This is a genomic window from Actinacidiphila sp. bgisy167 (genome assembly GCF_965342175.1).
Taxonomy (GTDB): domain Bacteria; phylum Actinomycetota; class Actinomycetes; order Streptomycetales; family Streptomycetaceae; genus Actinacidiphila.
Genome location: NZ_CBDRBL010000012.1, coordinates 79,554 through 101,694 on the forward strand (window position 1 = coordinate 79,554; position 22,141 = coordinate 101,694).

Below are 22,141 nucleotides of genomic sequence, written 5' to 3' on the forward strand. Positions count from 1 at the left end.
CCCCGAGGCCACCGGTGCGCGCCCTGGCGGCGGCCCCCGGACCAGCGGCCTCCGCGCGGGTCGCCTCGACCTCGCGTGCCCCGGGCAGCGGGGTCGGGGCCCCGGGGCATGGGCAGGAGACCGACGTCGGCACGAGCGGGGTGAGGACACCCGGCGCGGCCCCGCCCGCCGGCGCGCGGATCTCGACGCGGCAGGACGGGACGGTGCGCCTCACGCCGCGGGGAGGAGCCGCGTCCTAGGCTCACCGGGCGGGACCCCGGCCAGGAGGAGTGAGCACCGGACTTGACGACGTCGATCTGCCTGTTCACCGCCGACCTGCGGCTGCACGACAACCCTGTCCTGCGGGCCGCCCTGGACTCCGCGGAACAGGTCGTGCCCCTGTTCGTGCTCGACGAGGCCATCGAGGCCGCGGGCTTCGCCACCCCCAACCGCGCCGCGTTCCTCGCGGACTGCCTCGCCGACCTGGACGCGGGGCTGCGCAGACGCGGCGGCCGGCTGGTGCTGCGCCGCGGGGACGTGGCGCGCGAGGCGTGCCGGGTCGCGGAGGAGACCGACGCCCGCCAGGTGCATGTCGCCGCCGGGGTGAGCCGCTACGCCGCGCGGCGTGAGGAGCGGCTGCGGGCGGCGCTGACCGGTGCCCGGCGCGAACTGCGGGTGCACGACTCCGTGCTGACCGCGGTGCCGCCCGGCGCGGTGACCCCGGCCGGCAAGGACAGCTTCGGGGTCTTCACGCCGTACTTCGGCCACTGGCAGGCCGTGGAGCTGCGCGACCCGCTGGGCGCGCCCCACACGGTCCCGGTCCCGGACGGCGTGGTGTCCCGGCCGCTGCCCGAGGCGCCGGGGGGCACGTCACCCGGGCTGCCCGCCGGAGGGGAGACCGAGGGGCGCGAGCGCTGGCGGGCCTGGAGCGCGTCGGGACTCGCCGCCTACGAGGACCGCCACGACGATCTGGCGGGCGACGCCACCTCGCGCCTGTCGCCGTATCTGCACTTCGGCTGCCTGTCGGCCACCGAGCTGGTCCGGCGCGCCCGCGACGCGGGCGGTCCCGGCGCGGACGCCTTCGTACGGCAGCTCGCCTGGCGGGAGTTCCATCACCAGGTGCTGGCCGCCCGCCCCGACGCCGCCTCCAGGGACCTGCGGCCGCGCGGCGACCGCTGGCGCGGCGACGGCCCGGAGGCGGAGGCGTGGCGGGCGGGACGCACCGGCTACCCGGTGATCGACGCGGCGATGCGCCAGCTGCGGCACGAGGGCTGGATGCACAACCGGGCACGGCTGCTGGCCGCGAGCTTCCTGGCGAAGACGCTGTACGTCGACTGGCGGATCGGCGCCGCGCACTTCCTGGAGTGGCTGGTGGACGGCGACATCGCCAACAACCAGCTGAACTGGCAGTGGGTGGCGGGCACCGGCACCGACACCCGCCCGAACCGGGTGCTCAACCCCCTGGTGCAGGCCCGCCGTTTCGATCCGGACGGCGCCTATGTCCGCCGCTGGGTGCCGGAACTGGCCGGTGTGGAGGGCGGCGCCGTGCACCGCCCCTGGCAGCTCCCCGAGGCCGAACGGGCGGCCCTGCGCTACCCGGCTCCCCTGGTCGACCTCGGCGGGGCCCTCGCCCGCTTCCGCGACGCCCGTGGCGCGCGGCCCGACGGCGCGGAGGTCCGGGGTGCCCCGGGCGCAGCGCCGGATGATGTGGCGGGCGGCACCGCGGAGGGCGGCCGATAATGACGGAGAGCCTCAGGGAAGGGGCGATCCGATGACTTACGGTGACGAAGCGCGCGCCGGCGCGCCACGGCCGGTGGGGCGCCCGCGGTGACGCCCGAGGCCCGTCCCCTCCCGGGTACGCCCGGCCGTCCTCCGGCCCCGCGCGCCACCGGGGCCCGGAGGGGCCCGGTGCCGCCCGTCGTCCCCTCGGCAGGCACCACCGCCGCCCCGGAAACGGAAGGAGTCCGATGAGCCCGCGCCTGCGGACCGCCGCCCGCCCGGTCGCGGTCCCGCCGCTGCCCGCGCCGGCCCCGCCGCGTGCCGGGGCCCCGCTCGTACCGCTTCTGCTCCCGGTCGCCCTGACGGCGGTGGCGGCCCTGGGAGCGCTGGGGGCTCTGGGAGCGCTGGGGGTTCTGGGAGCACGGGGGGCCCTGGTGCGCGCCCTGCTGCCGCCCGAGCCTGCGGCCGGCCCCTTCGCCCGGGACGCGGCGAGCCCGCGATGAGCCTCACCTGCCTGGTGACGGGCGCCAGCGGCTACATCGGCGGCCGGCTCGTCCCGGAACTGCTGGCGGCCGGCTACCGGGTGCGCTGCCTGGCCCGTACGCCCGGCAAGCTGCGCGACCACCCGTGGGCGGGGGAGGTCGAGATCGTCAGGGGCGACGTCACCGACCCGCGGTCGGTTGCGGCGGCGATGGAGGGTGTGGACGTCGCGTACTACCTCGTGCACGCCCTGGGCAGCGGGCGGGACTTCGAGCGGACCGACCGCGAGGCCGCGGAGGTCTTCGGCTCCCGCGCGCGGGCCGCGGGCGTGCGGCGGATCGTGTACCTGGGCGGCCTGACCCCGGCCGGGGCACCCGAGCGGGAGCTCTCCCCGCACCTGCGTTCACGTGCCGAGGTGGGCCGGGTGCTGCTCGACTCCGGCGTGCCCACGGCCGCGCTGCGGGCGGCGGTGATCATCGGCTCCGGATCGGCCTCCTTCGAGATGCTGCGCTACCTCACCGAGCGGCTGCCCGTGATGGTCACCCCCCGCTGGGTGGGCACCCGGATCCAGCCGATCGCCGTACGGGACGTGCTGCGCTACCTCGTGGGCTGCGCCACGCTGCCGCCGCGGGTGAGCCGCGCCTTCGACATCGGCGGCCCGGACGTGCTCACGTACCGCGCCATGATGCTGAAGTACGCCGAGGTGGCGGGGCTGCCGCGGCGCCTGATCGTGCCGGTGCCGGTGCTGACGCCGCGCCTGTCGAGCCACTGGGTGGGGCTGGTGACCCCGGTTCCGGCGTCCCTCGCACGACCGCTCACGGAGTCGCTGCGGTACGAGGTCGTCTGCCGGGACCACGACATCGCGCGGTGGGTCCCCGATCCGCCCGGGGGAATGATCGGCGTCGAGTCGGCGCTGCGCCTGGCGCTGCAGCGCATCCGGGAGGCGAACGTGGTCACCCGCTGGTCCTCGGCCGCGGTGCCGGGGGCGCCGAGCGACCCGCTGCCGACGGACCCGGGCTGGGCGGGCGGCTCCCTGTACACCGACCACCGCGAGCGGGTCGTGGACGCCTCACCCGGGGCGCTGTGGCGGGTCATCGAGGGCATCGGCGGCGACAACGGCTGGTACTCCTTCCCGCTGGCCTGGGCCGTGCGCGGCTGGCTCGACCGCTTCGTCGGCGGGGTGGGGCTGCGCCGGGGACGGAGGGACGCGGCGCACCTGCGGGCGGGCGACTCGCTGGACTTCTGGCGGGTGGAGGAGATCGAGCCGGGCCGGCTGCTGCGGTTGCGCGCCGAGATGCGTCTGCCGGGGCTCGCCTGGCTGGAACTGACGGTCGGCCGGGACGACGCCGGGCGCACCGTCTACGGGCAGCGGGCCCTGTTCCATCCGCGCGGGCTGGCGGGGCATGCGTACTGGTGGAGCGTGTCGCCTTTCCACTCCGTGGTCTTCGGCGGCATGGCGCGCAACATCGCCGCCGCGGCCCGTGCGGGCGCGGCGGGGCCGTAAGGCCCGCTCAGTCCTGGTCGGGGGCGCGCAGGGCGGTCAGCTCGTCGTTCATCGCGGCCAGGAAGCGCAGGACGACGGCGAGTTCGTCCTCGGTGAAGCGGGCGCGCGCCGCATCGGTGCGCTCCGCCAGGGGTTGGAAGAACTCGCGCGCCACCTCCCTGCCGCGCGGGGCGTAGTGCAGGTGGACCACGCGGCGGTCGGCGGCGTCGCGGGTGCGGCGGATGTGCCCGGCGCGTTCGAGCCGGTCCAGGCAGGCGGTGACGGCACCGGAGGTGAGGTTGAGGCGTTCGCGCAGCAGACCGGGGGTCATGGCCCCTCCGCGGCCGTCGCCGTCCAGGACGGCCACCAGCGCCTGCACGTCGGTGTGGTGCAGCTTCTGGCTCTGCGCGAAGTCCTGCGCGACGCGGTTGAACTCGCTGTTCATGCGGCGCAGCTGCACGGCGAAGGCGCGCAGTCCGGTCGGGGACTCGTCCTGGAGGTTGTCGGACACTCCCCCATCGTAAATAACCTCAATGGTGAAGATAGTCAATCGGTGAGATGTATTCTCCCCGCGAAGAGGTCCCCGGTTCCGCATCCCACGGGAGAGAGCGATGACTTCCCTGCCGCGCGTCGTCCGATGGCTGCTGCCCGTGGTGATGCTGGTCGCCTGGCTGGGCGTCGGGGGCGCCCTGGGCCCGTACGCGGGCAAGCTCGGCGAGGTCTCCATCAACGACCAGGCCTCCTTCCTGCCGCGCAGCGCCGAGTCGACGAAGGCCATCGCCGAGCGGGAGGCGTTCAGCCGTGACGGGACCGTACCCGCGATCGTCGTCTGGACCGCCGACCGGGGCACGGTGACCGACGCCCAGCAGCGGGCCGCCACGGCCGCCCTGGCCTCGTTGGCCGGCACGCAGGGGGTGACCGGGCGCCCCTCCCCCGTGCTGCGCTCCGACGACGGCCGGGCGTTGCAGGGCGTCGTACAGCTCCGGCCGGACCTCGGCCGCGAGGTCGGCGACGCCGTCGACCGGATCGCGCGGTCGGCGGCCGGGGTGGCGGGTACCACCGCGCACGTGGCCGGTCCCGCGGCCTCGCAGGCCGACCTCGGTGACGCCTTCGCGGGAATCGACGGGCTGCTGCTGTTCACCGCGCTCGGTGTGGTGCTGGTGATCCTGCTGCTGGTCTACCGCGCGGTGCTGCTGCCCCTGGTCATCATCGTCGGCTCGGTCTTCTCGCTCGCCCTGGCCTGCGGGGTGGTGTACGCGCTGGCGGACCGCGGGACCGTCCGGGTCGACGGCCAGGTCCAGGGCATCCTGTCGATCCTCGTCATCGGCGCGGCGACCGACTACGCCCTGCTGCTCGCCGCCCGTTTCCGGGAGGAACTCGCGGCGCGCGACGACCGGTTCGCGGCGATGCGCGCGGCGCTGCGCCGGTCCGCCGGGGCAATCGTCGCCAGCGCGGCCACCGTGGCCCTCGGCCTGCTCGCCCTGCTGGCCAGCGACCTCACCAACAACCGGGCCCTGGGGCCGGTCGGCGCCATTGGCATCGTCTGCGCGGTCGCGAGCAGCCTGACCTTCCTTCCCGCGGCGCTGCTGCTGTTCGGCCGGACCGCCTACTGGCCCGCCCGGCCGCGGGAGAGGCGTCCGGAGGGGGAGGGTGTGTGGCGGCGGGTCGCGGCTCTCGTGGACCGCACGCCGCGCCGGGTCTGGGCGGTGAGCCTGGCGGTGCTGGTGGGCTGTGCGGCCTTCGCACCGATGCTGACCGCCCGGGGCGTGCCGCTGGACGAGATCTTCGTCCGCCAGGCGCCCTCCGTGACCGCCCAGCGCGCCCTCGGCGAGCACTTCCCCGGCGGTTCGGGGAACCCCGCCGTGGTCATCGCGGAGGCCGACCGGCTCGACCCGGTCACCCGGGCCGCGGCGGGCACCGGCGGCGTCGCCTCCGTAGCACCGCTGACCGCCTCGGGCCGTCCCGGCGGGGGCGAGCCGCTCGTCGCCGGCGGCCGGTTCCTGCTGGAGGTGACACTGAAGGACGCCGCCGACAGCGACGCGGCCAAGGCCACCGTGCAGCGGCTGCGCGCGGCCGTGCACGCCGTGCCCGGCGCGGAGGCGGTGGTCGGCGGCTACACGGCCCAGCAGGTGGACACCCAGCACACCGCCGAGCGCGACCGCACCCTCGTCGTCCCCATCGTCCTCGCGATCATCCTGGTGATCCTGGCGGCCCTGCTGCGCAGCCTGCTGCTGCCGCTGATCATGGTCGCCACAGTGGCCCTCAACTTCGCCGCCACGCTGGGGGTCTCGGCGCTGGTCTTCCGCCACGTGTTCGGTTTCTCCGCGACGGACGCCTCGGTGCCGCTGTACGGCTTCGTCTTCCTGGTCGCCCTCGGCGTGGACTACAACATCTTCCTGATGACGCGGGTCCGCGAGGAGACGCTCCTGCACGGCACGCGGCAGGGCGTGCTGCGCGGGCTCACCGCCACCGGCGGGGTGATCACCTCGGCGGGCGTGGTGCTGGCGGCGACCTTCGCGGCGCTCGGCGTGATCCCGCTGGCCTTCCTGGTGCAGATCGCCTTCATCGTGGCCTTCGGCGTGCTGCTGGACACGCTGCTGGTGCGTTCGCTGCTGCTGCCCGCACTGGTCGTGGACATCGGCGCCAAGGTGTGGTGGCCCGGCACCGCCGCGACCCGCGGCCAAGAACCGCCGTCACCCGAAAACACCACGGCACCAGGGTGGAAGGTTCAGCGTCAGACGACCTGATGCAGCCAACGCACCGGCGCACCCTCCCCCGCGTAGCGGCGGCTGGACACGCTGCTGGTGCGTTCGCTGCTGCTGCCCGCACTGGTCGTGGACATCGGCGCCAAGGTGTGGTGGCCCGGCACCGCCGCGACCCGCGGCCAAGAACCGCCGTCACCCGAAAACACCACGGCGCCAGGGTGGAAGGTTCAGCGTCAGACGACCTGATGCAGCCAACGCACCGGCGCACCCTCCCCCGCGTAGCGGAAGGGCTCCAGCTCGTCGTCCCACGGCTTGCCGAGCAGCTTGGCGACTTCCGTCTCCAGGTCGGCCTCGCCCTTGCGGGCGCGGGCGAGCGCGGCGCGCAACCGGTCCTCGGGGATGAGGATGTCCCCGTGGATGCCGGTGACGGCGTGGAAGATGCCGAGTTCGGGGGTGCTGCTGTAGCGCTCCCCCTCGGCGCCGGCGCAGGGCTCCGCCGTGACCTCGAAGCGCAGCAGGTTCCACCCGCGCAGCGCGGACGCCAGCTTGGAGGCGGTGCCGGCTTCCCCCTGCCAGGAGAACTCGGCCCGCCAGGTGCCCGGAGAGGCGGGCTGGCGGATCCAGTCCAAGTTCACACGCACGCCGAGCACGCCCGCGACGGCCCACTCGACGTGCGGGCACAGCGCGCGGGGCGCGGAGTGCACGTACAGAACTCCACGTGTCGTCACCGGGACCTCCAGTGTGGGACGAGGTACGCCTTCCCCAGCGGCCTCATGCCCATAACCGAGCCATCCGGGACAGCAGTGGACATTCTGCACTAATCATAACGAATGAGACAAGATCTGACCTCTGATCACCTCTTTCGCACCACCTGTCAGGGAAAAAGCTACCGCGCGGCGTGGGGCGAGGAGTGACGTACCGTCGGGATCAGCGATAAGTCACCCACTCGTCCGAGGGAGAACGGATGCGCCAGTCGCTCCCGCGCGCGGTCAGCGGCGCCCTCACCACGCTGGCCGCCCTGCTCACGGCAGCCCTCACGGCCGGCTGCTCGGTCGCGAACGGTCCGGGCGCCGCCGAGGCCGGCACCGCGGGGCAGCCAGGGGCGGTGCAGCGCCCGGCCTACGCGTGGGACACCAGTCCCGCCTCGCTGGCCGCCCTGGGGGACTCCATCACCCGTGCCTACGACGCCTGCGGCATCCTGACGGACTGTCCGGACCTGTCCTGGGCGACCGGCAGCCGCAGCTCCGTGGAGAGCCTGGCTGCCCGGGTGCTGGACAAGCCGAGCGCCCAGAGCTGGAACCTGGCGGCCAGCGGCGCCAAGATGCGCGACCTGCCGGCGCAGGCGAAGAAGGCGGTCGCACTGCGGCCGCAGCAGGTGACGATCCTGATGGGGGCCAACGACGCCTGTGCGCGCAGCACCGACCGCATGACCCCGGTGGCCGAATACCGCCGGGATTTCTCCGCCGCCCTGCGGACCATCGACAGCGGACTGCCGAAGACCCAGGTCTTCGTCGCGAGCGTGCCCGACCTGATGCGCCTGTGGGAGGTCGGCCGGCAGAACGTGCTGGGGCGGCAGGTCTGGAAGCTGGGCCTGTGCCCGTCCATGCTCGGCGACGCCGAGTCGATGACCTCGGAGGCTCAGAAACGGCGGCAGACCGTACGCGAAAGGGTGATGGCGTACAACGACGTCCTGCGCCAGGAGTGCGCGCGCCATGAGCGCTGCCGCTACGACGGCGGCATGGTCTTCGACTACAGATTCACCCAGAAGGAGCTGAGCAAATGGGACTGGTTCCATCCGAGTGAGGCGGGTCAGGCCAAACTCGCTCGGCTGGTGTACGCGGCGGCCTTCGGGCCGGGCGCGGCCGGCGGCTGACCGGGCCCCGACCGGGCCGACCGGGCCGGGTGGACCCAGGACCGCATCGGCGTCCGGCGTTTCGGACGCCGATGCGGCACGCGCCACCCGCGAACGGACTCAACTCGGCAACATCGCAGACACCTGCCCGACACACCCATTGACACCGCCGGGACCCGTAACTACGTTCCCTTCAGCATTTCGAACGTGTGACGAAATCTCGAACGACACCCTGTGAGGGGCGGCTTCCCGTGCGCATCACCGGCATCAGCACCCATGTCGTGGGCACTCCCTGGCGGAATCTCACCTACATCCTCGTTCACACCGACGAGGGACTCACCGGCGTGGGTGAGACCCGCATGCTCGGCCACACCGACGCGTTGCTCGGCTACCTCCGCGAGGCGGAGGTCAACCACATAGCCGGCTCCGACCCGTTCGCGGTCGAGGACCTGGTCCGCCGGATGAAGTACGGCGACTACGGGCGGGCCGGAGAGATCGTCATGTCGGGCATCGCCCTCGTCGAGATGGCCTGCTGGGACATCAAGGGCAAGGCCCTCGGCGTCCCCGTCTGGCAGCTGCTCGGCGGCAAGGTGAACGAGAAGGTCAAGGCGTACGCCAACGGCTGGTACACCACCGAGCGCACTCCGGAGGCCTACCACAAGGCCGCCCGCGCGGTCGTGGAGCGCGGCTACCGGGCGCTGAAGATCGACCCCTTCGGCACCGGCCACTTCGAGCTGGACCACGCGGCGACCTCCTACTCCATATCCCTCATCGAGGCCGTGCGCGACGCGATCGGCCCCGAGGTCGAGCTGCTGGTGGAGATGCACGGCCGGTTCAGCCCGGCGACCGCGATCCGCGTGGCCAAGGAGCTGGCGCCCTTCAAGCCCAGCTGGATCGAGGAGCCGGTGCCCCCGGAGAACCTCAAGTCCCTGGCGAAGGTGGCCGCCCACACCGACCTGCCGATCGCGACCGGTGAGCGCATCCACGACCGCTACGAGTTCCGCGAGCTGTTCGAGCTGCAGGCCGCCGACGTCATCCAGCCCGACCTCGGGCACATCGGCGGCATCAACGAGGTCCGCAAGCTGGCCGCTACCGCCGAGACCCACTACGTGCTGGTCGCCCCGCACAACGTCGGGGGCTCCGTACTCACCGCCGCGAGCCTCCAGCTCGCCGGGTGCACCCCCAACTTCAAGATCCTGGAACACTTCAACGACTTCGCGGACTCCGAGATCAAGAAGGTGGTCAAGGGCGCTCCCGTGGTGGGCGAGGACGGGTACTTCACCCTTTCGGACGCCCCGGGCCTCGGTGTCGAGCTCGACGTCGACGCCGCCGCCGAGTTCCCGCAGCAGCAGGCCCGGTTCGACCTGTGGGCCGAGGGCTGGGAGCGCCGGAAGCCGAAGGGCACGCGGTGACCGTCCGCACCCCCCGCGCCGTCGTGCTCGACGGGCCCGGCCGGCACCGGATCGCGCCGACCGAACCGGTGCCGCCGGGTCCGGGCGAGGCGCTGGTCCGGGTGCACGCCGCGGGCATCTGCGGCAGCGACCGCGAGATGTACGCCGGCACCCGCCCCGAGGGGTACGTGCGCTACCCCGTCACCCCGGGGCACGAGTGGTCCGGCACGGTGGAGGCGGTGGGCGCCGGGGTGGCCCCCGGGCTGGTGGGCCGGAAGGCCGTCGGCGAGGGCTTCCGCAACTGCCAGGTCTGCGAGCGCTGCCACGCGGGGGAGACGACGCTGTGCAGCGCCCCGTACGAGGAGACCGGCTTCACCCGGCCCGGCGCCATGGCCGACACCCTGACGCTGCCCGCCCGGCTGCTGCACGTCCTGGACGACGCCGCCGACCTGCGCACCGCGGCGCTCCTGGAGCCGGCCGCGTGTGTGGCGGCGGCGCTGCTGAAGGCCCCGGCCGCGCCGGGTGAGCGGGTGGCGGTCGTCGGAACCGGCACGCTCGGCATGCTGGCGGTGCAGCTGCTGGCGGCGGTGTCGCCGGCGGAGCTGCTGGTGGTGGGCACCGGGCGGGTCCGCGAGGAGCTGGCCGCCGAGTTCGGCGCCACGCGGTTCCGCACGGCCGGTGAACTGGCGGACGTGGAGGGGCGGTACGACCTGGTGGTCGAGGCCGCCGGGTCCGCCTCGGCGGCCCGTGCGTCGGCGGGGCTGCTGCGCCGCGGCGGCAGGCTGGCCCTGACCGGCATCCCCGCGCCGGGGGCGCTCGGACTCGACCCGACCGACCTGGTGGTGCGCCAGCTGACCGTGCACACGGTCTTCGGGGCGCCGCCTGCCGCCTGGGCGCACGCCGTACGGGCCTTCGACGCCGGGATCCTCGACCCGGCACCGCTGATCACGCACGAGCTGCCCCTGGAGGAGTACGCCGACGCCCTGGAGCTGCTGGGGAGCCGGGACCCCTCAGTGGGGAAGGTGCTGCTGCGTCCATGACCGCTCTCCGCGCGGCGGACACACGGTGTCCCGTCCGTGCCTTCCCCGACCCTGTGAACCGAACGTCGTCCGATATCCCGAACGGCGAGAACGAAGGAGCACCGTGACCGACGCACCCACCCCGAGCCCCGGCACGGCCGGCACCGCCTCAGGTCGCCGGCAGCCGGGCGAGTACGCGCTCGCCCTCCTCGGTCACGGCGCGCCGGCGGACGACCCGGCCGACGCCTCCCCGCACTCCTTCCCAGACGGCGGCACCTGGCGCACCGAGATCCCCTCCGTGGAAGGACCGGAGGTGCTGGCCGCCGTGCTGGAGGAGAGCGAGCGGCTGGACGTCCCGGTCCACCGGATCAGCCAGGGCAGCGGCATCTGGATGCTGACGGACGCGGAGATCACCGAGATGGTCGCCGCCTGTGCCGAACGCGACATCGAGCTCTGCCTGTTCACCGGTCCGCGCGGCACCTGGGACGCCGGCGCCGCCACCCGCACCGACTCCCGCGGTGGGGGCCTGCGCGCCCGCGGCCACGACCAGGTGGCCGGCTGCGTCGAGGACGCGCTGCGGGCGGCCGCCCTGGGGGTGCGCTGCCTGCTCGTCGCCGACGAGGGCGTGCTGTGGCTGCTGCACCGGCTGCGCGAGCAGGGGCTGCTGCCGGCCGACACCACCTTCAAGGTCTCGGCGCTGGTCGGCCCGGTCAACCCGGCCGCCTACGCGGTGTGGGAGCGGCTGGGCGCGGACTCCGTCAACATCCCCTCCGACCTGACCCTCCAGCAGATCACCGAGATCCGCCGGGTCAGCCGGGCTCCGATGGACTTCTACATCGAGGCCCCGGACGACCTCGGCGGCTTTGTACGGCTCTACGACGCGGCGGAGCTGATCCGCCGCGGAGCTCCGATCTACCTCAAGTTCGGGTTGAGCAAGGCACCCGGCATCTACCCGTACGGACGCCAGCTGCGGGAGGTCGCCCTGGCGACCGCCCGCGAGCGGGTCCGGCGCGGCCGCCTCGTGCTCGACCTGCTCTCCCGGCTCGGCGCGGACGGCGGGCGCTCCCCGCTGGGCGCGCGGCTGCCGGGCCCGCTCCACCGCTTCCCCCAGGACATCGCGACCGACACCGACCAGGCGGCCGACACCCGCCTGGCCGCCGAAAGGATCTGATCAGCCATGCGCATCGCCAGAGCCGCACGTCTGCGCACCGCCGCCGCGCTGGTGGCCACCCTCGCCCTCGGCGTTACCGCGACCGCCTGCGGGCAGAGTGACAACACCGGTGGCGGTGACAAGGACGGTGGGAAGGGCGGCACCGTCGGCATCGCCATGCCCACCAAGTCGTCGGAGCGCTGGATCGCCGACGGCGCCAACATGGTCAAGCAGTTCGAGGACCTGGGTTACAAGACCGACCTGCAGTACGGCGACGACAAGGTCGAGAACCAGGTCGCCCAGATCCAGAACATGATCACCAAGGGCGACAAGCTCCTGGTCATCGCGGCCATCGACGGCTCGGCCCTCAGCGACGTGCTGCAGCAGGCCCACGACGCGGGCATCAAGGTGATCTCCTACGACCGCCTCATCCTGGGCACGGCGAACGTCGACTACTACGCGACCTTCGACAACTTCAAGGTCGGCCAGCTCCAGGGCGGTTACATCGTCGACAAGCTCGGCCTGAAGGACGGCAGCAAGAAGGGCCCCTTCAACATCGAGCTCTTCGCCGGCTCACCGGACGACAACAACACCAGGTACTTCTTCAACGGCGCGATGGACGTGCTCAAGCCGTACATCGACAAGAAGCAGCTGGTCGTCAAGAGCGGCCAGACCGAGCTCAACCAGATCACCACCCTGCGCTGGGACGGCGCCACCGCCCAGGCCCGCATGGACGACCTGCTCAGCAAGTCGTACACCTCCGAGGACGTGGACGCGGTCCTGTCCCCGTACGACGGCATCTCCCGCGGTGTCATCTCGGCGCTGAAGAGCGTGGGCTACGGCACCGGCAACAAGCCGCTGCCGATCGTCACCGGCCAGGACGCCGAGGTCGCCTCGATCAAGTCGATCATCGCCGGCGAGCAGTCCCAGACGGTCTACAAGGACCTGCGCGAGCTGGCCAAGGTGGCCGCCCAGATGGGCGACGCGGTGCTGACCGGCGGCAAGCCGGAGATCAACGACACCAAGAGCTACGACAACCGCACCAAGGTCGTCCCGACCTACATGCTGCCGCCGGTGAGCGTCGACAAGTCCAACTACAAGCAGGCCCTCATCGACTCCGGCTACATCAAGGAGTCCGAGCTCAAGTAACTCCGCGGCCGGGGCACGTGCCCCGGCCGTCCACGTCCCCCGACCCGAGGAGAACGGAAAGCAGGAATGGCCGGACCCGTCCTCGAAATGCGCTCCATCACCAAGACCTTCCCAGGGGTCAAGGCGCTCTCCGACGTCACCCTGACTGTCGCCGAGGGCGAGGTCCACGCCATCTGCGGTGAGAACGGTGCGGGCAAGTCGACCCTGATGAAGGTGCTCAGCGGGGTCTATCCACACGGCAGTTACGAAGGGGAGATCCTCTTCCGCGGGGAGACCTGCGAGTTCCGCGACATCCGCGCGAGCGAGCAGCGCGGCATCGTGATCATCCATCAGGAACTCGCCCTGGTGCCCTACCTGTCCATCGCCGAGAACATCTTCCTCGGCAACGAGCACTCCAGCCGGGGTGTCATCAGCTGGAACGAGACGATGCGGCACGCGGGGCGGCTGCTGAAGCGGGTCGGTCTCGCCGACCCGCCGTCCACCCGCGTGGCGGACATCGGCGTCGGCAAGCAGCAGCTCGTCGAGATCGCCAAGGCGCTGTCCAAGGAGGTCAAGCTCCTCATCCTGGACGAGCCGACCGCCGCCCTGAACGACGAGGACAGCCGCAAGCTGCTGGACCTCATCCTGGAGTTCAAGGAGCAGGGCATCTCCTGCATCATCATCTCGCACAAGCTCAACGAGATCGCCAGGGTCGCCGACTCGATCACCATCCTGCGGGACGGGCGGACCATCGAGACGCTCGACATGAAGGCCACCGACGAGGAGGGCCGCAGCACCGTCACCGAGGAGCGGATCATCCGCGGCATGGTCGGCCGCGACCTCGACCACCGCTTCCCCGAGCGGGAACCGGAGATCGGCGAGGTGGCCTTCGCCGTCGAGGACTGGACCGTCCACCACCCGATCGACCAGCAGCGCAAGGTCGTCGACGGCGTCTCCCTCAACGTCCGGCGCGGCGAGATCGTCGGCATCGCCGGGCTGATGGGGGCCGGCCGCACCGAGCTGGCCATGAGCGTCTTCGGCCGCTCCTACGGTCGCGGCATCAGCGGACGGGTCTACCTGCACGGCGAGGAGATCCGCACCCGCACCGTCCCGGAGGCGGTGGACCACGGCATCGCCTACGTCACCGAGGACCGCAAGCACTACGGGCTGAACCTCATCGACGACATCAGCCGCAACATCTCGCTGAGCGCCCTGTCCAAGGTCGCCCGGCGCGGTGTCGTCAACCAGCACGAGGAGGCCCGGGTCGCCGAGTCCTTCCGCTCGACGATGAACATCAAGGCCCCGACGGTCTTCGAGACCACGGGCAAGCTGAGCGGCGGCAACCAGCAGAAGGTCGTCCTCAGCAAGTGGATCTTCGCGGAGCCGGAGGTCCTCATCCTCGACGAACCCACCCGGGGCATCGACGTCGGGGCCAAGTACGAGATCTACACGGTCATCAACGACCTGGCGGCCCAGGGCAAGGCCGTCGTCTTCATCTCCTCCGAACTGCCGGAGCTGCTCGGCATGTGCGACCGCATCTACACGATGTCGGCGGGCCGGCTGACCGGGGAGATCCCGCGCGAGAGCGCGACGCAGGAAGTGCTGATGCGCCACATGACCATGGACCGAGGTATCTGAGATGGGCAGCCCGGTGAAGACCGACACAACTCCTCCACCGCCCGCCGGGGGCACGGCCGCGGCCGTCGGGGACGGCGGCCCGAGGGCCGGAGCCGCCGGCCTCCTGCTGCAGGCGGTACGGCGCAACATGCGCCAGTACGGCATGATCATCGCGCTGGTGCTGATAGCGGCGCTGTTCCAGATATGGTCCGGTGGCATCCTGCTCAAACCGCAGAACGTCACCAACCTCATCGGCCAGAACAGCTACATCCTCATCCTGGCCATCGGCATGATGGTGGTGATCATCGCCGGTCACATCGACCTGTCCGTCGGCTCCCTCGCCGCCTTCGTCAGCGCGGCCGCCGCGGTGATGATCATCCACCACCACGTCTCGTGGCCGCTGGCCCTGGTCGCCTGCCTGCTCATCGGCGCGGTCGCCGGCGCCTGGCAGGGCTACTTCATCGCGTACGTCGGGATCCCGTCGTTCATCGTGACCCTGGCCGGCATGCTGCTCTTCCGCGGCGGCACGCAGATCTTCCTCGAGGGCCAGTCCATCTCGCCCTTCCCGAGCGGCTTCCAGAAGATCGGCAACGGCTTCCTGCCCGAGGTCGGGCCGCACACCAACTACCACAACCTGACGCTGCTCATCGGTCTGGTGGTGATCGCCATCGCCGTCGTCCAGGAGGTCCGCGACCGCCGCCAGCAGCTCGCCTACGACCTGGACGTGCTGCCGCGCAACTTCTTCCTGCTGAAGCTGCTCGCCATCGTGGCCTGCGTCGTCGCCTTCACCCTGACCCTCGCCAGCTACCGCGGCGTGCCCATCGTGCTGCTCATCCTCGCCGGGCTGCTCATCGTCTTCGGCTTCGTGATGCGCAACGCGGTGATCGGCCGCCATGTGTACGCGCTCGGCGGCAACCAGGCGGCGGCCAAGCTCTCCGGCGTCAAGGACAAGCGGGTCGTCTTCCTGGTCTTCGTGAACATGGGCGTGCTCGCCGCGCTCGCCGGCGTGGTCTACGCGGCGCGGCTGAACGCCGGCGTCCCGCAGGCCGGCATCAACTTCGAGCTCGAGGCCATCGCGGCCGCCTTCATCGGCGGCGCCTCCGCCACCGGCGGCGTCGGCACGGTGCTGGGCGCCATCATCGGCGGCCTGGTGCTCGGGGTGCTCAACAACGGGATGTCGCTGGTCGGCATCGGCACGGACTACCAGCAGGTCATCAAGGGTCTGGTGCTCCTGGCCGCGGTCGGCTTCGACGTCTGGAACAAGCGCAAGGTCGGTTCGTAGAGCAGCTACCTATCGAAGGAGCCGCACGTGGACAGACGTACATTGATCGCAGGCGCGGCACTCGGGGCGGTCGCGCCCGCGATCGGCGGGACGAACGCCTGGGCGGCCGGAAAGGCCGCCCAGGCGCGGCAGGCCGCCGACGCCAGGCACAGGCCCGCGGGCAGGAGCAAGGTGAGCAAGGAACACTTCGGGACCCTCGAGGACGGGACCAAGGTCGACATCTGGACGGTCAGCAACGGCGGGATCACCCTCAAGGTGCTCTCGTACGGCGGCGCCGTCCAGACCTTGGAACTGCCCGACCGGCGCGGCCGCCGCGCCAACGTCTCCCTCGGATTCGACGACCTGGCCGGCTACGTGGCGAACAGCCCGTACTTCGGCGCGCTGATCGGGCGCTACGGCAACCGCATCGCGAACGGGCGGTTCACCCTGGACGGCCACACGTACCAGCTGCCCGTCAACGACGGCCCGAACAGCCTGCACGGCGGCGACCGCGGCTTCGACAAGCGGGTCTGGTCCGTCGAGAGCTTCACGGCGGGATCGGACGCCGGGCTCGTGCTGCGCCACACCAGCGCGGACGGCGAGATGGGCTACCCCGGCACCCTGAAGGTCAAGGTCGTCTACACCCTGACCGCCGACGCGCGGTGGCGGATCGACTACTCGGCCACCACCGACAAGGCGACGGTCGTCAACCTCACCAACCACACGTACTTCAACCTGCGCGGCGAGGGCGACGGCGACGTCTACGACCACGAGGTCCAGCTCGCCGCCCGGCGCTACACCCCGGTCGGCGCCACCCTGATCCCCACCGGTGAGCTGGCGCCCGTCGCGGGCACCCCGTTCGACTTCCGCTCGGCGAAGCCGATCGGCCGCGACATCCGCTCCGCGCACCAGCAGATCCTCTACGGGCAGGGCATCGACCACAACTTCGTGCTCGACAAGGGCCGCACGGCCGCGCCCGAGCACTTCGCGACGGTCACCGAGCCGGTCTCCGGCCGGGTCATGCGCATCGCCACCACCGAACCGGGTGTGCAGTTCTACACGGGCAACTTCCTGACCGGGGCCTTCGCCGGCTCCTCGGGCCGGGTCTACCGGCAGGGCGACGGCTTCTGCCTGGAGACCCAGCACTTCCCGGACTCCCCCAACCAGCCCTCGTTCCCGTCGACGGTCCTGCGGCCGGGGCAGACCTACCGCTCCACCACGGTGCACTCCTTCGACACCCACTGAGCGGCGCCACGCTCCTCACGGACGGGGGCGGCCGGGGATTCTCCCCCCGGCCGCCCCCGTCTGTCGACCCGGGGACCGGCACGGGGTGAACCCTTCGCGGCCGTACGGGGCCACCGGAATGACAGCGGCGGACAGTGCGCGCACCGGTGGGTACGCATCCCGTCGATCAAGCCCTGCGGCTTCCGCATCCGACGAGGAGTCACCCATGAGTCCTGACCGCAGGTCGCCCTCGCCGCGCACGTTCCGGCGGTACGGACGGCTGACCGGCGTGGTCGTGCCACTCGCCGTCGCCGCGGCCGCGGCGACGGCGCCCGTGCTCGCCACCACCCCCGGCAGCATGAGCAGCGCGGCTGCCACCAGGGCGGCCGTGGACGACCCCCGGCCACCGGGCACGCGAAGCGTGGCCTCCGACGACGAGGAAGAGGAAGACGGCGAGGGCGAGGGCGGGGGGAAGGAGAAGGACCGCGACGGGGGCGGCCGCGAGCGCACGGACCAGCGGGGCGGCCGGGAGACCGACCGGGGTGACAACGGCCGGAACGAGGGCGAGGACCGGGAGCAGCGCGGCGACCAGCGCGACCAGGGCCGGGACCAGCGCGGCGACCAGCGCGACCAGGGCCGGGAGCAGCGCGGCGACCAGCGCGACCAGGGCCGGGACCAGCGCGGCGACCAGCGCCAGCAGCAGCCCCGCGACGACCAGGGCGGCAACCTCGGCGGCCGCGCCGGCGACTGCGTCAGCATCGACTCCACCCTCCGCGGGGGCGACCAGGAGATCACCGTCGCGGTGTTCGACGGCCGCGTCTTCATCGGCGGCCGCACCCTCCCGCGCGGGCGCTTCGTCTGGCACTCCCTCAGCGGCAACCGCGGCTATCCGCGCGGTGTCTGCGGCGCGACGGTGACCGCCGCGGGCTCCGGTGTGTGGGTCAAGGCGATCACCCGGGACGGCCGGGTCGTCGAGACGCACTGCGCCGTCAACGAGGCCCCCGGCGGGAAGAGCTCCTGCAGCGAGTGGAGGGCCCTGGAGAGCCACTCGTTCCGGTCGCCCGCCAGGTGACCCGCGCCCGCGCCGGCCGGTGAGCGACCGGCCCGCGCGGGCGGGTGCGTCAGGAGGCCCCGGCACCGGTCACCGGCGTCCCGCCGGTACGGCGGCGGGCACGACCGCTCGGCAGGCCCGCCGAGCAGCGGCAGCAGCCCCGGGCCCGACGCGCAGACCGGCGTCTCGCGGACCGGCTTCGGCGGCGCTGGTGCGGCTCCGTCAGCCGAGCGTGCCCGCTGCCGCGACGAGGAGGGCGCGGATCTGCGCGGTGACGGCCAGCCGCTGGGCGACGACGTCGGGGTCGGTGACCTCACCGGTGGCCGGGTCGGTGTTGCCGGGACCGAAGTGGAGCACCGGGGTGTGCACATGGCCGCCCGGTGCGGGCAGCGCGAGGGTGTCCCGGAGCAGGGTGGCCCGGTAGGCGATCTCGTTGGAGAGGTAGTCGCCGCCGCCCCCGGCGCGCGCGGCGGAACCGGACGTCGGGCCGCCGTCGTGGGTGACGGGGGCGGCGGCCCCGGCGGGGACCTCGGTGACGGTGGTGCGGTCGTACACCGGGTAGGCGCCCGTGCCGGCGGCCGCCATCACCGCGTACGGGAGCGTGGACGCCGTCCACTGCGGCGGCCGGCCGAGGCCGGCGACCGGGACCGGGCCGGTGGCGGACAGGCCGGCGTTGTCGGGGTGGCCGCCGCGCCATGCGCCGTTGAAGCGCTCGAGGTCGAAGCGTCCGTCCCGGCCCTGGCTGACGGTGGCGAAGAGGTCGACGCGGCGCGGTCCGGGCCGGAAACGGGGGCGCAGCACGCCTTCGACCGCGCCGACGGTGAAGTCGTCCCAGCGCACCGGGAAGACGACCGTCTCGACACGGGCGGGGCCCGAGGCGGTGTCCAGCACGACGCCGTCCAGGGCGAGCGCCGCTGCCCCGGAGGGATTGCTGCGGCGTATGTCGGTGTCGAGCAGGAAGGGGTCGAAGCCGGTCAGCAGGACGCGCCGGACGCCCTGGGCCACCGGCGGGCGGTCGGCGTCCTGCCCCCGGGACGCGCGCTCCAGGCGGGCGGCCAGCGCCGCGCCGACGGCCTCGGGCAACCGGAACGCCGGTTCCCACCGCCGCAGTTCCCTGCCGAGGGCGAGCCGGGCCCAGTACAGCGGCCGGTCGTCGTCGTGGCTCAGGTCGCCCTCAACCGGTCCGCGCCGCTGCGCCCGGTCCACCGCGGCCCGCCACAGGGCGCGCCCATGCCGCCGTACGACCCGGGCGGCCTCGGCCGGGTCGCGGGCCTCCGCCAGCGCCCGGGCGAACCGCGGTGCCGCGGTGTGGAAACCGCTGCGCCGCAGGATCTCCTGAGGCACCGCCCCTTCCAGGCGCAGTTCCTCGGCCTCGGGCCGCGGTACGTCGGCGGGTACACCGGGGTGGAGCGGCAGCCGCATCGCGGGGGACCTCCTGGGCGGTCGGGTACGGGTCGGTCGCCCCGAGCATTCCTCACCGGGGCCCGCCTCCGCCAGGCGCCCCCGGTCACCGGGTCCTGGTCCCGTGCGCCGCACGGCCCGGAGGCTGCCCACCGCCCGGCCGCACGGGGACGGGCGCCGAGGGCACGGACTTAAGGTGCGGGGCGCACATCCGCGGGGCGGTCCTAGGCCGGCAGAGCCCTGCCCGGTTTGCGGACGAGGAAGAAGATGCTCGGCCCGAACCCCACGCGGGCCAGCGGGGACTGCAGCACGCCCTCGGCCCGCACCAGCGCCGTGTGCGGGACGACCCGCTTCAGCCGCGTGCTGCGCAGGTTGGACACCGACAACCGCCGCTCCTCGCGCAGCCCCGCGGCCTCGAGTTGCGCGGCGACCGTGCGCGGATGGTGGTTGACGAACGGGATGCTGTCGCGCTCGCGGTTCTCCGGCGAGCGGATGTCCACCGGCGACCGCGGCACCCGCCTGCGGTGCGCCGCGTAGCGCAGCCGGTTGGCGGCGTGCGCGAGGTTGGCGGTCTCGATGACGGCGGTGCCGCCCGGGCGCAGTATCCGGGCGACCTCGGTCAGGGCGTCCCGCGGGTCGGGCAGGTGGTGCATGACGCGGATCATCGTGACAAGGTCCACGCTCTCGGAGTTCAGGCCCAGGCCGCCCGCGCTCATCAGCCGCATGCTCACCCCGGCGATCCCCTTGAGGTACTGCTCCGCGTCGTCGAGCTGCTTGCGGCTGGCGTCCACCAGCGTGACCCGGTCGGCGAACTCCCGCAGCACGGGGACGAGCCTGCCGTAGCCGCCTCCGATGTCCGCGGCGTGGCCGAAGTGCCGCCCGTCGAGGAGCCGGCGCAACGCGACGACCTCCGCGTCGTGCTCGTAGCCGCGGCCCACCCAATAGGCGCGGTAGCTCTGCGGGTTGTCGTCGTACTGGTTGGTGCGCTGCGCCATGACGCCCTCCCCCTCGCGGGCTTGTCCTCCGCAGTAAGGTCACCCGGCGGGCGCGGAACGGTTCCCTCCGCTTCGCCCCCGACGGCGAACCGGTCTGTCAGCGGTGCAAGGGGCTTCCCCCGGTGGTGAGGCGCCTCCTCGGCCCGCTCGGGCCTCAGCTGTTTGACACCTCCCCTCCCTGAAGGGAGGGGATTCCTGGCTCAGGCTGCCTCCGGGAGCAGCGCCCCCGGAGGTCTTACGCCCTCGACGCCAGCCGGGTTGAGACCAGCCCGGACCAGCATCACGCGCGCGGAGTTCTTGTCCCTGGGGGATACGACTCCGCACGCGGTGCAGGTGTAGGTACGTTCCGAAAGAGGAAGTGCGTGCTTGGTTCTCGCTCCGCACGCCGCGCAGTCCATGGTGGTGTGCGCGGGATGCACGAGACGGATGTCCCGCCCGTGCTTGCGGCCCATCTCGATCAGGGCCGTCTTCGTGGCGCCGATCGCCGCGTCGGCAGCTTTACGCGCCATGGTGGTCTTCGCGAGGAACTTCGGCCGGAAGTCCTCGACCGCGATGACGTCGTGGTCGGTCACGACGCGCTTGGCCCATGTGCGGGCGATGTCCTGCCGCTGCCACGCCACCTTCTTGTGCAGCTTCACGGCCTGGGCCTGCACCTGGCGGTAGCCGTTGGACGCGGCCTGGCCGCGCGCGGGCTTACGGCGCGCCATCATCCGCTGGTAACGGGCCAGCCTCTGCGCGGCGGTCCTGCCGTGCTGCGCGTGCGGCAGGTCGTGGGCGTCGCTCGTGGTGGTGGCGGTCTCCTTGACGCCCCAGTCCACGCCGAGCACGCGGCCTGTCTCCGGGAGCGGCTGCACTGCGGTCACGACGACGAACGATGCGTACCAGTGACCGAGGCTGTCCTGGTACACGCGAACGCTCGACGGCGGGGACGGCAGGCCGCGCGACCAGACCACGGGCAGGACGATTCCGCCGGCCAGGTGCAGACGCCCGTCCTTGAGGCGGAAGCCGCGGGTGGTGTAGTTCAGCGTCGGCAGCGCTTCCCGCTTCTTCTTCGGTTTGGGCATGCCCGCGCGCTGCTTCACCGGCAGCCCGGCCCTGATGTCCTTGAGTGCCTTCGCACGGGATGTGGCGAAGTCGCGGATGGTCTGCTGCTGCGGCACCGATGCGCCTTCCCGCAGCCACGACATCGCGGTGCGGGCTTCGGTCAGCATCTTGTCGAGCTGGGCCGGGCCGCACGTCACCTTGTCGTCCGGGCGGGCGCGGTTCGCGGCGTGGACCTTGCGGGACATGGCCACGCACTCGTTCCACACCCACCGGCAGCGCGCCCACTCGGCCTCCAGGCCGGCGCGGGCGGTCGACGACACGCGGAGCCGGTAGGTGTACCGGGCATGCCCCGTACCCTCCGCGACTGTCTGCCGTGCCGTCATGACACCAGCCTACCACTACAGTTGAGGCATGAATCATGAAGAAGTACGCATCACACTCCGCCTGCCCGCAGACCTTCACGCGTGGCTCGTCGCCGTCGCCAAGCGCGACCGACGGTCCCTCAACTCCGAGATCGTGCACCGGCTGGAGGTCGGGCGCGACAACGTCCCGGCAGACGACCAATCGCCCTGACGGCGATTGCTCTTCCCCTGCCCTGCTCCGCAGGGGTCCGATTCCTCCCCGACCTGAAGACCGGGGCAT

Annotated in this window: 19 protein-coding genes; 14 read left to right on the plus strand and 5 right to left on the minus strand. The window is 72.6% G+C overall.

Annotated features, from left to right (window positions below; genetic code table 11):
* Nucleotides 1-282 precede the first annotated feature (282 nt).
* From ACRWND_RS07325 to ACRWND_RS07335, 3 genes are all read left to right on the plus strand, one after another.
* A complete protein-coding gene (locus ACRWND_RS07325; protein WP_431947166.1) occupies nucleotides 283-1,719 on the plus strand; it encodes a cryptochrome/photolyase family protein in 1,437 nt (478 codons plus the stop codon).
* A 227-nt stretch (nucleotides 1,720-1,946) separates the two neighbouring features.
* Nucleotides 1,947-2,201 carry a hypothetical protein gene (locus ACRWND_RS07330; protein ID WP_431947168.1) on the plus strand — a complete coding sequence of 85 codons (255 nt, stop codon included), beginning with the start codon at nucleotides 1,947-1,949 and terminating at the stop codon, nucleotides 2,199-2,201.
* Nucleotides 2,198-3,682: an SDR family oxidoreductase gene (locus ACRWND_RS07335; protein WP_431947170.1), complete on the plus strand. Its 1,485-nt coding sequence runs from the start codon at nucleotides 2,198-2,200 to the stop codon at nucleotides 3,680-3,682. The genes ACRWND_RS07330 and ACRWND_RS07335 overlap by 4 nt, the downstream gene beginning before the upstream one ends.
* A gap of 7 nt (nucleotides 3,683-3,689) precedes the next feature.
* Here ACRWND_RS07335 and ACRWND_RS07340 read toward each other — a convergent pair whose 3' ends face one another.
* Nucleotides 3,690-4,106: a MarR family winged helix-turn-helix transcriptional regulator gene (locus tag ACRWND_RS07340; protein WP_431947226.1), complete on the minus strand. Its 417-nt coding sequence runs from the start codon at nucleotides 4,104-4,106 to the stop codon at nucleotides 3,690-3,692.
* Between the two features lie 166 nt (nucleotides 4,107-4,272).
* Here ACRWND_RS07340 and ACRWND_RS07345 point away from each other — a divergent pair, with 166 nt between their 5' ends.
* Nucleotides 4,273-6,408 carry an MMPL family transporter gene (locus ACRWND_RS07345; RefSeq protein WP_431947172.1) on the plus strand — a complete coding sequence of 712 codons (2,136 nt, stop codon included), beginning with the start codon at nucleotides 4,273-4,275 and terminating at the stop codon, nucleotides 6,406-6,408.
* A gap of 191 nt (nucleotides 6,409-6,599) precedes the next feature.
* On the opposite strand, the gene ACRWND_RS07350 is transcribed toward ACRWND_RS07345, so the two are convergent.
* Nucleotides 6,600-7,094, minus strand: a complete 495-nt coding sequence (locus ACRWND_RS07350) for a DUF3145 domain-containing protein (RefSeq protein ID WP_431947174.1) — start codon at nucleotides 7,092-7,094, stop codon at nucleotides 6,600-6,602.
* Between the two features lie 236 nt (nucleotides 7,095-7,330).
* Here ACRWND_RS07350 and ACRWND_RS07355 point away from each other — a divergent pair, with 236 nt between their 5' ends.
* From ACRWND_RS07355 to ACRWND_RS07395, 9 genes are all read left to right on the plus strand, one after another.
* Nucleotides 7,331-8,239, plus strand: coding sequence for an SGNH/GDSL hydrolase family protein (locus tag ACRWND_RS07355; protein WP_431947176.1), 909 nt, complete (start codon nucleotides 7,331-7,333; stop codon nucleotides 8,237-8,239).
* Nucleotides 8,240-8,469: 230 nt separating this feature from the next.
* Nucleotides 8,470-9,630 carry a mandelate racemase/muconate lactonizing enzyme family protein gene (locus ACRWND_RS07360; protein ID WP_431947178.1) on the plus strand — a complete coding sequence of 387 codons (1,161 nt, stop codon included), beginning with the start codon at nucleotides 8,470-8,472 and terminating at the stop codon, nucleotides 9,628-9,630.
* A complete protein-coding gene (locus tag ACRWND_RS07365) occupies nucleotides 9,627-10,649 on the plus strand; it encodes a zinc-dependent alcohol dehydrogenase (RefSeq protein WP_431947180.1) in 1,023 nt (340 codons plus the stop codon). The genes ACRWND_RS07360 and ACRWND_RS07365 overlap by 4 nt, the downstream gene beginning before the upstream one ends.
* A gap of 103 nt (nucleotides 10,650-10,752) precedes the next feature.
* A complete protein-coding gene (locus tag ACRWND_RS07370) occupies nucleotides 10,753-11,799 on the plus strand; it encodes a hypothetical protein (RefSeq protein ID WP_431947182.1) in 1,047 nt (348 codons plus the stop codon).
* Nucleotides 11,800-11,805: 6 nt separating this feature from the next.
* Complete coding sequence (gene chvE, locus ACRWND_RS07375; RefSeq protein ID WP_431947184.1) at nucleotides 11,806-12,927, plus strand: multiple monosaccharide ABC transporter substrate-binding protein; 1,122 nt, start codon at nucleotides 11,806-11,808, stop codon at nucleotides 12,925-12,927.
* A gap of 66 nt (nucleotides 12,928-12,993) precedes the next feature.
* The gene (mmsA, locus tag ACRWND_RS07380) at nucleotides 12,994-14,544 is read left to right on the plus strand and encodes a multiple monosaccharide ABC transporter ATP-binding protein (protein ID WP_431947186.1); all 1,551 of its coding nucleotides are present in this window, start codon (nucleotides 12,994-12,996) and stop codon (nucleotides 14,542-14,544) included.
* 1 nt (nucleotide 14,545) lies between these two features.
* The gene (mmsB, locus tag ACRWND_RS07385; RefSeq protein ID WP_431947188.1) at nucleotides 14,546-15,805 is read left to right on the plus strand and encodes a multiple monosaccharide ABC transporter permease; all 1,260 of its coding nucleotides are present in this window, start codon (nucleotides 14,546-14,548) and stop codon (nucleotides 15,803-15,805) included.
* Between the two features lie 42 nt (nucleotides 15,806-15,847).
* Nucleotides 15,848-17,029, plus strand: a complete 1,182-nt coding sequence (locus ACRWND_RS07390) for an aldose epimerase family protein (RefSeq protein ID WP_431947228.1) — start codon at nucleotides 15,848-15,850, stop codon at nucleotides 17,027-17,029.
* A 205-nt stretch (nucleotides 17,030-17,234) separates the two neighbouring features.
* Entirely contained in the window at nucleotides 17,235-18,080 is an 846-nt protein-coding gene (locus ACRWND_RS07395; protein ID WP_431947190.1) for a hypothetical protein, read from the plus strand.
* A 201-nt stretch (nucleotides 18,081-18,281) separates the two neighbouring features.
* Here ACRWND_RS07395 and ACRWND_RS07400 read toward each other — a convergent pair whose 3' ends face one another.
* The 3 genes from ACRWND_RS07400 to ACRWND_RS07410 form a co-directional block, all read right to left on the minus strand.
* Nucleotides 18,282-19,481 carry a pyroglutamyl peptidase gene (locus tag ACRWND_RS07400; protein ID WP_431947192.1) on the minus strand — a complete coding sequence of 400 codons (1,200 nt, stop codon included), beginning with the start codon at nucleotides 19,479-19,481 and terminating at the stop codon, nucleotides 18,282-18,284.
* Nucleotides 19,482-19,684: 203 nt separating this feature from the next.
* Complete coding sequence (locus tag ACRWND_RS07405; protein ID WP_431947194.1) at nucleotides 19,685-20,455, minus strand: methyltransferase domain-containing protein; 771 nt, start codon at nucleotides 20,453-20,455, stop codon at nucleotides 19,685-19,687.
* A gap of 200 nt (nucleotides 20,456-20,655) precedes the next feature.
* Nucleotides 20,656-21,882 (minus strand): RNA-guided endonuclease InsQ/TnpB family protein, encoded by a 1,227-nt coding sequence (locus ACRWND_RS07410; RefSeq protein WP_431947196.1) that lies wholly within the window; start codon nucleotides 21,880-21,882, stop codon nucleotides 20,656-20,658.
* Between the two features lie 28 nt (nucleotides 21,883-21,910).
* On the opposite strand from ACRWND_RS07410, the gene ACRWND_RS07415 reads away from it, so the two are divergent.
* Nucleotides 21,911-22,072 carry an Arc family DNA-binding protein gene (locus ACRWND_RS07415; RefSeq protein ID WP_431947198.1) on the plus strand — a complete coding sequence of 54 codons (162 nt, stop codon included), beginning with the start codon at nucleotides 21,911-21,913 and terminating at the stop codon, nucleotides 22,070-22,072.
* Nucleotides 22,073-22,141 lie beyond the last annotated feature (69 nt).

What these genes read in the sequence shown, in the direction of transcription:
- ACRWND_RS07415 (WP_431947198.1), top strand. Translation starts at nt 21,911, where the DNA reads ATGAATCATGAAGAAGTACGCATCACACTCCGCCTGCCCGCAGACCTT.
- ACRWND_RS07340 (WP_431947226.1), bottom strand. Translation starts at nt 4,106, where the DNA reads ATGAACAGCGAGTTCAACCGCGTCGCGCAGGACTTCGCGCAGAGCCAG.
- mmsA (WP_431947186.1), top strand. Translation starts at nt 12,994, where the DNA reads ATGGCCGGACCCGTCCTCGAAATGCGCTCCATCACCAAGACCTTCCCA.
- ACRWND_RS07395 (WP_431947190.1), top strand. Translation starts at nt 17,235, where the DNA reads ATGAGTCCTGACCGCAGGTCGCCCTCGCCGCGCACGTTCCGGCGGTAC.
- ACRWND_RS07405 (WP_431947194.1), bottom strand. Translation starts at nt 20,455, where the DNA reads ATGGCGCAGCGCACCAACCAGTACGACGACAACCCGCAGAGCTACCGC.
- mmsB (WP_431947188.1), top strand. Translation starts at nt 14,546, where the DNA reads ATGGGCAGCCCGGTGAAGACCGACACAACTCCTCCACCGCCCGCCGGG.
- ACRWND_RS07355 (WP_431947176.1), top strand. Translation starts at nt 7,331, where the DNA reads ATGCGCCAGTCGCTCCCGCGCGCGGTCAGCGGCGCCCTCACCACGCTG.
- ACRWND_RS07330 (WP_431947168.1), top strand. Translation starts at nt 1,947, where the DNA reads ATGAGCCCGCGCCTGCGGACCGCCGCCCGCCCGGTCGCGGTCCCGCCG.
- ACRWND_RS07410 (WP_431947196.1), bottom strand. Translation starts at nt 21,882, where the DNA reads ATGACGGCACGGCAGACAGTCGCGGAGGGTACGGGGCATGCCCGGTAC.
- ACRWND_RS07335 (WP_431947170.1), top strand. Translation starts at nt 2,198, where the DNA reads ATGAGCCTCACCTGCCTGGTGACGGGCGCCAGCGGCTACATCGGCGGC.
- chvE (WP_431947184.1), top strand. Translation starts at nt 11,806, where the DNA reads ATGCGCATCGCCAGAGCCGCACGTCTGCGCACCGCCGCCGCGCTGGTG.
- ACRWND_RS07345 (WP_431947172.1), top strand. Translation starts at nt 4,273, where the DNA reads ATGACTTCCCTGCCGCGCGTCGTCCGATGGCTGCTGCCCGTGGTGATG.
- ACRWND_RS07400 (WP_431947192.1), bottom strand. Translation starts at nt 19,481, where the DNA reads ATGCGGCTGCCGCTCCACCCCGGTGTACCCGCCGACGTACCGCGGCCC.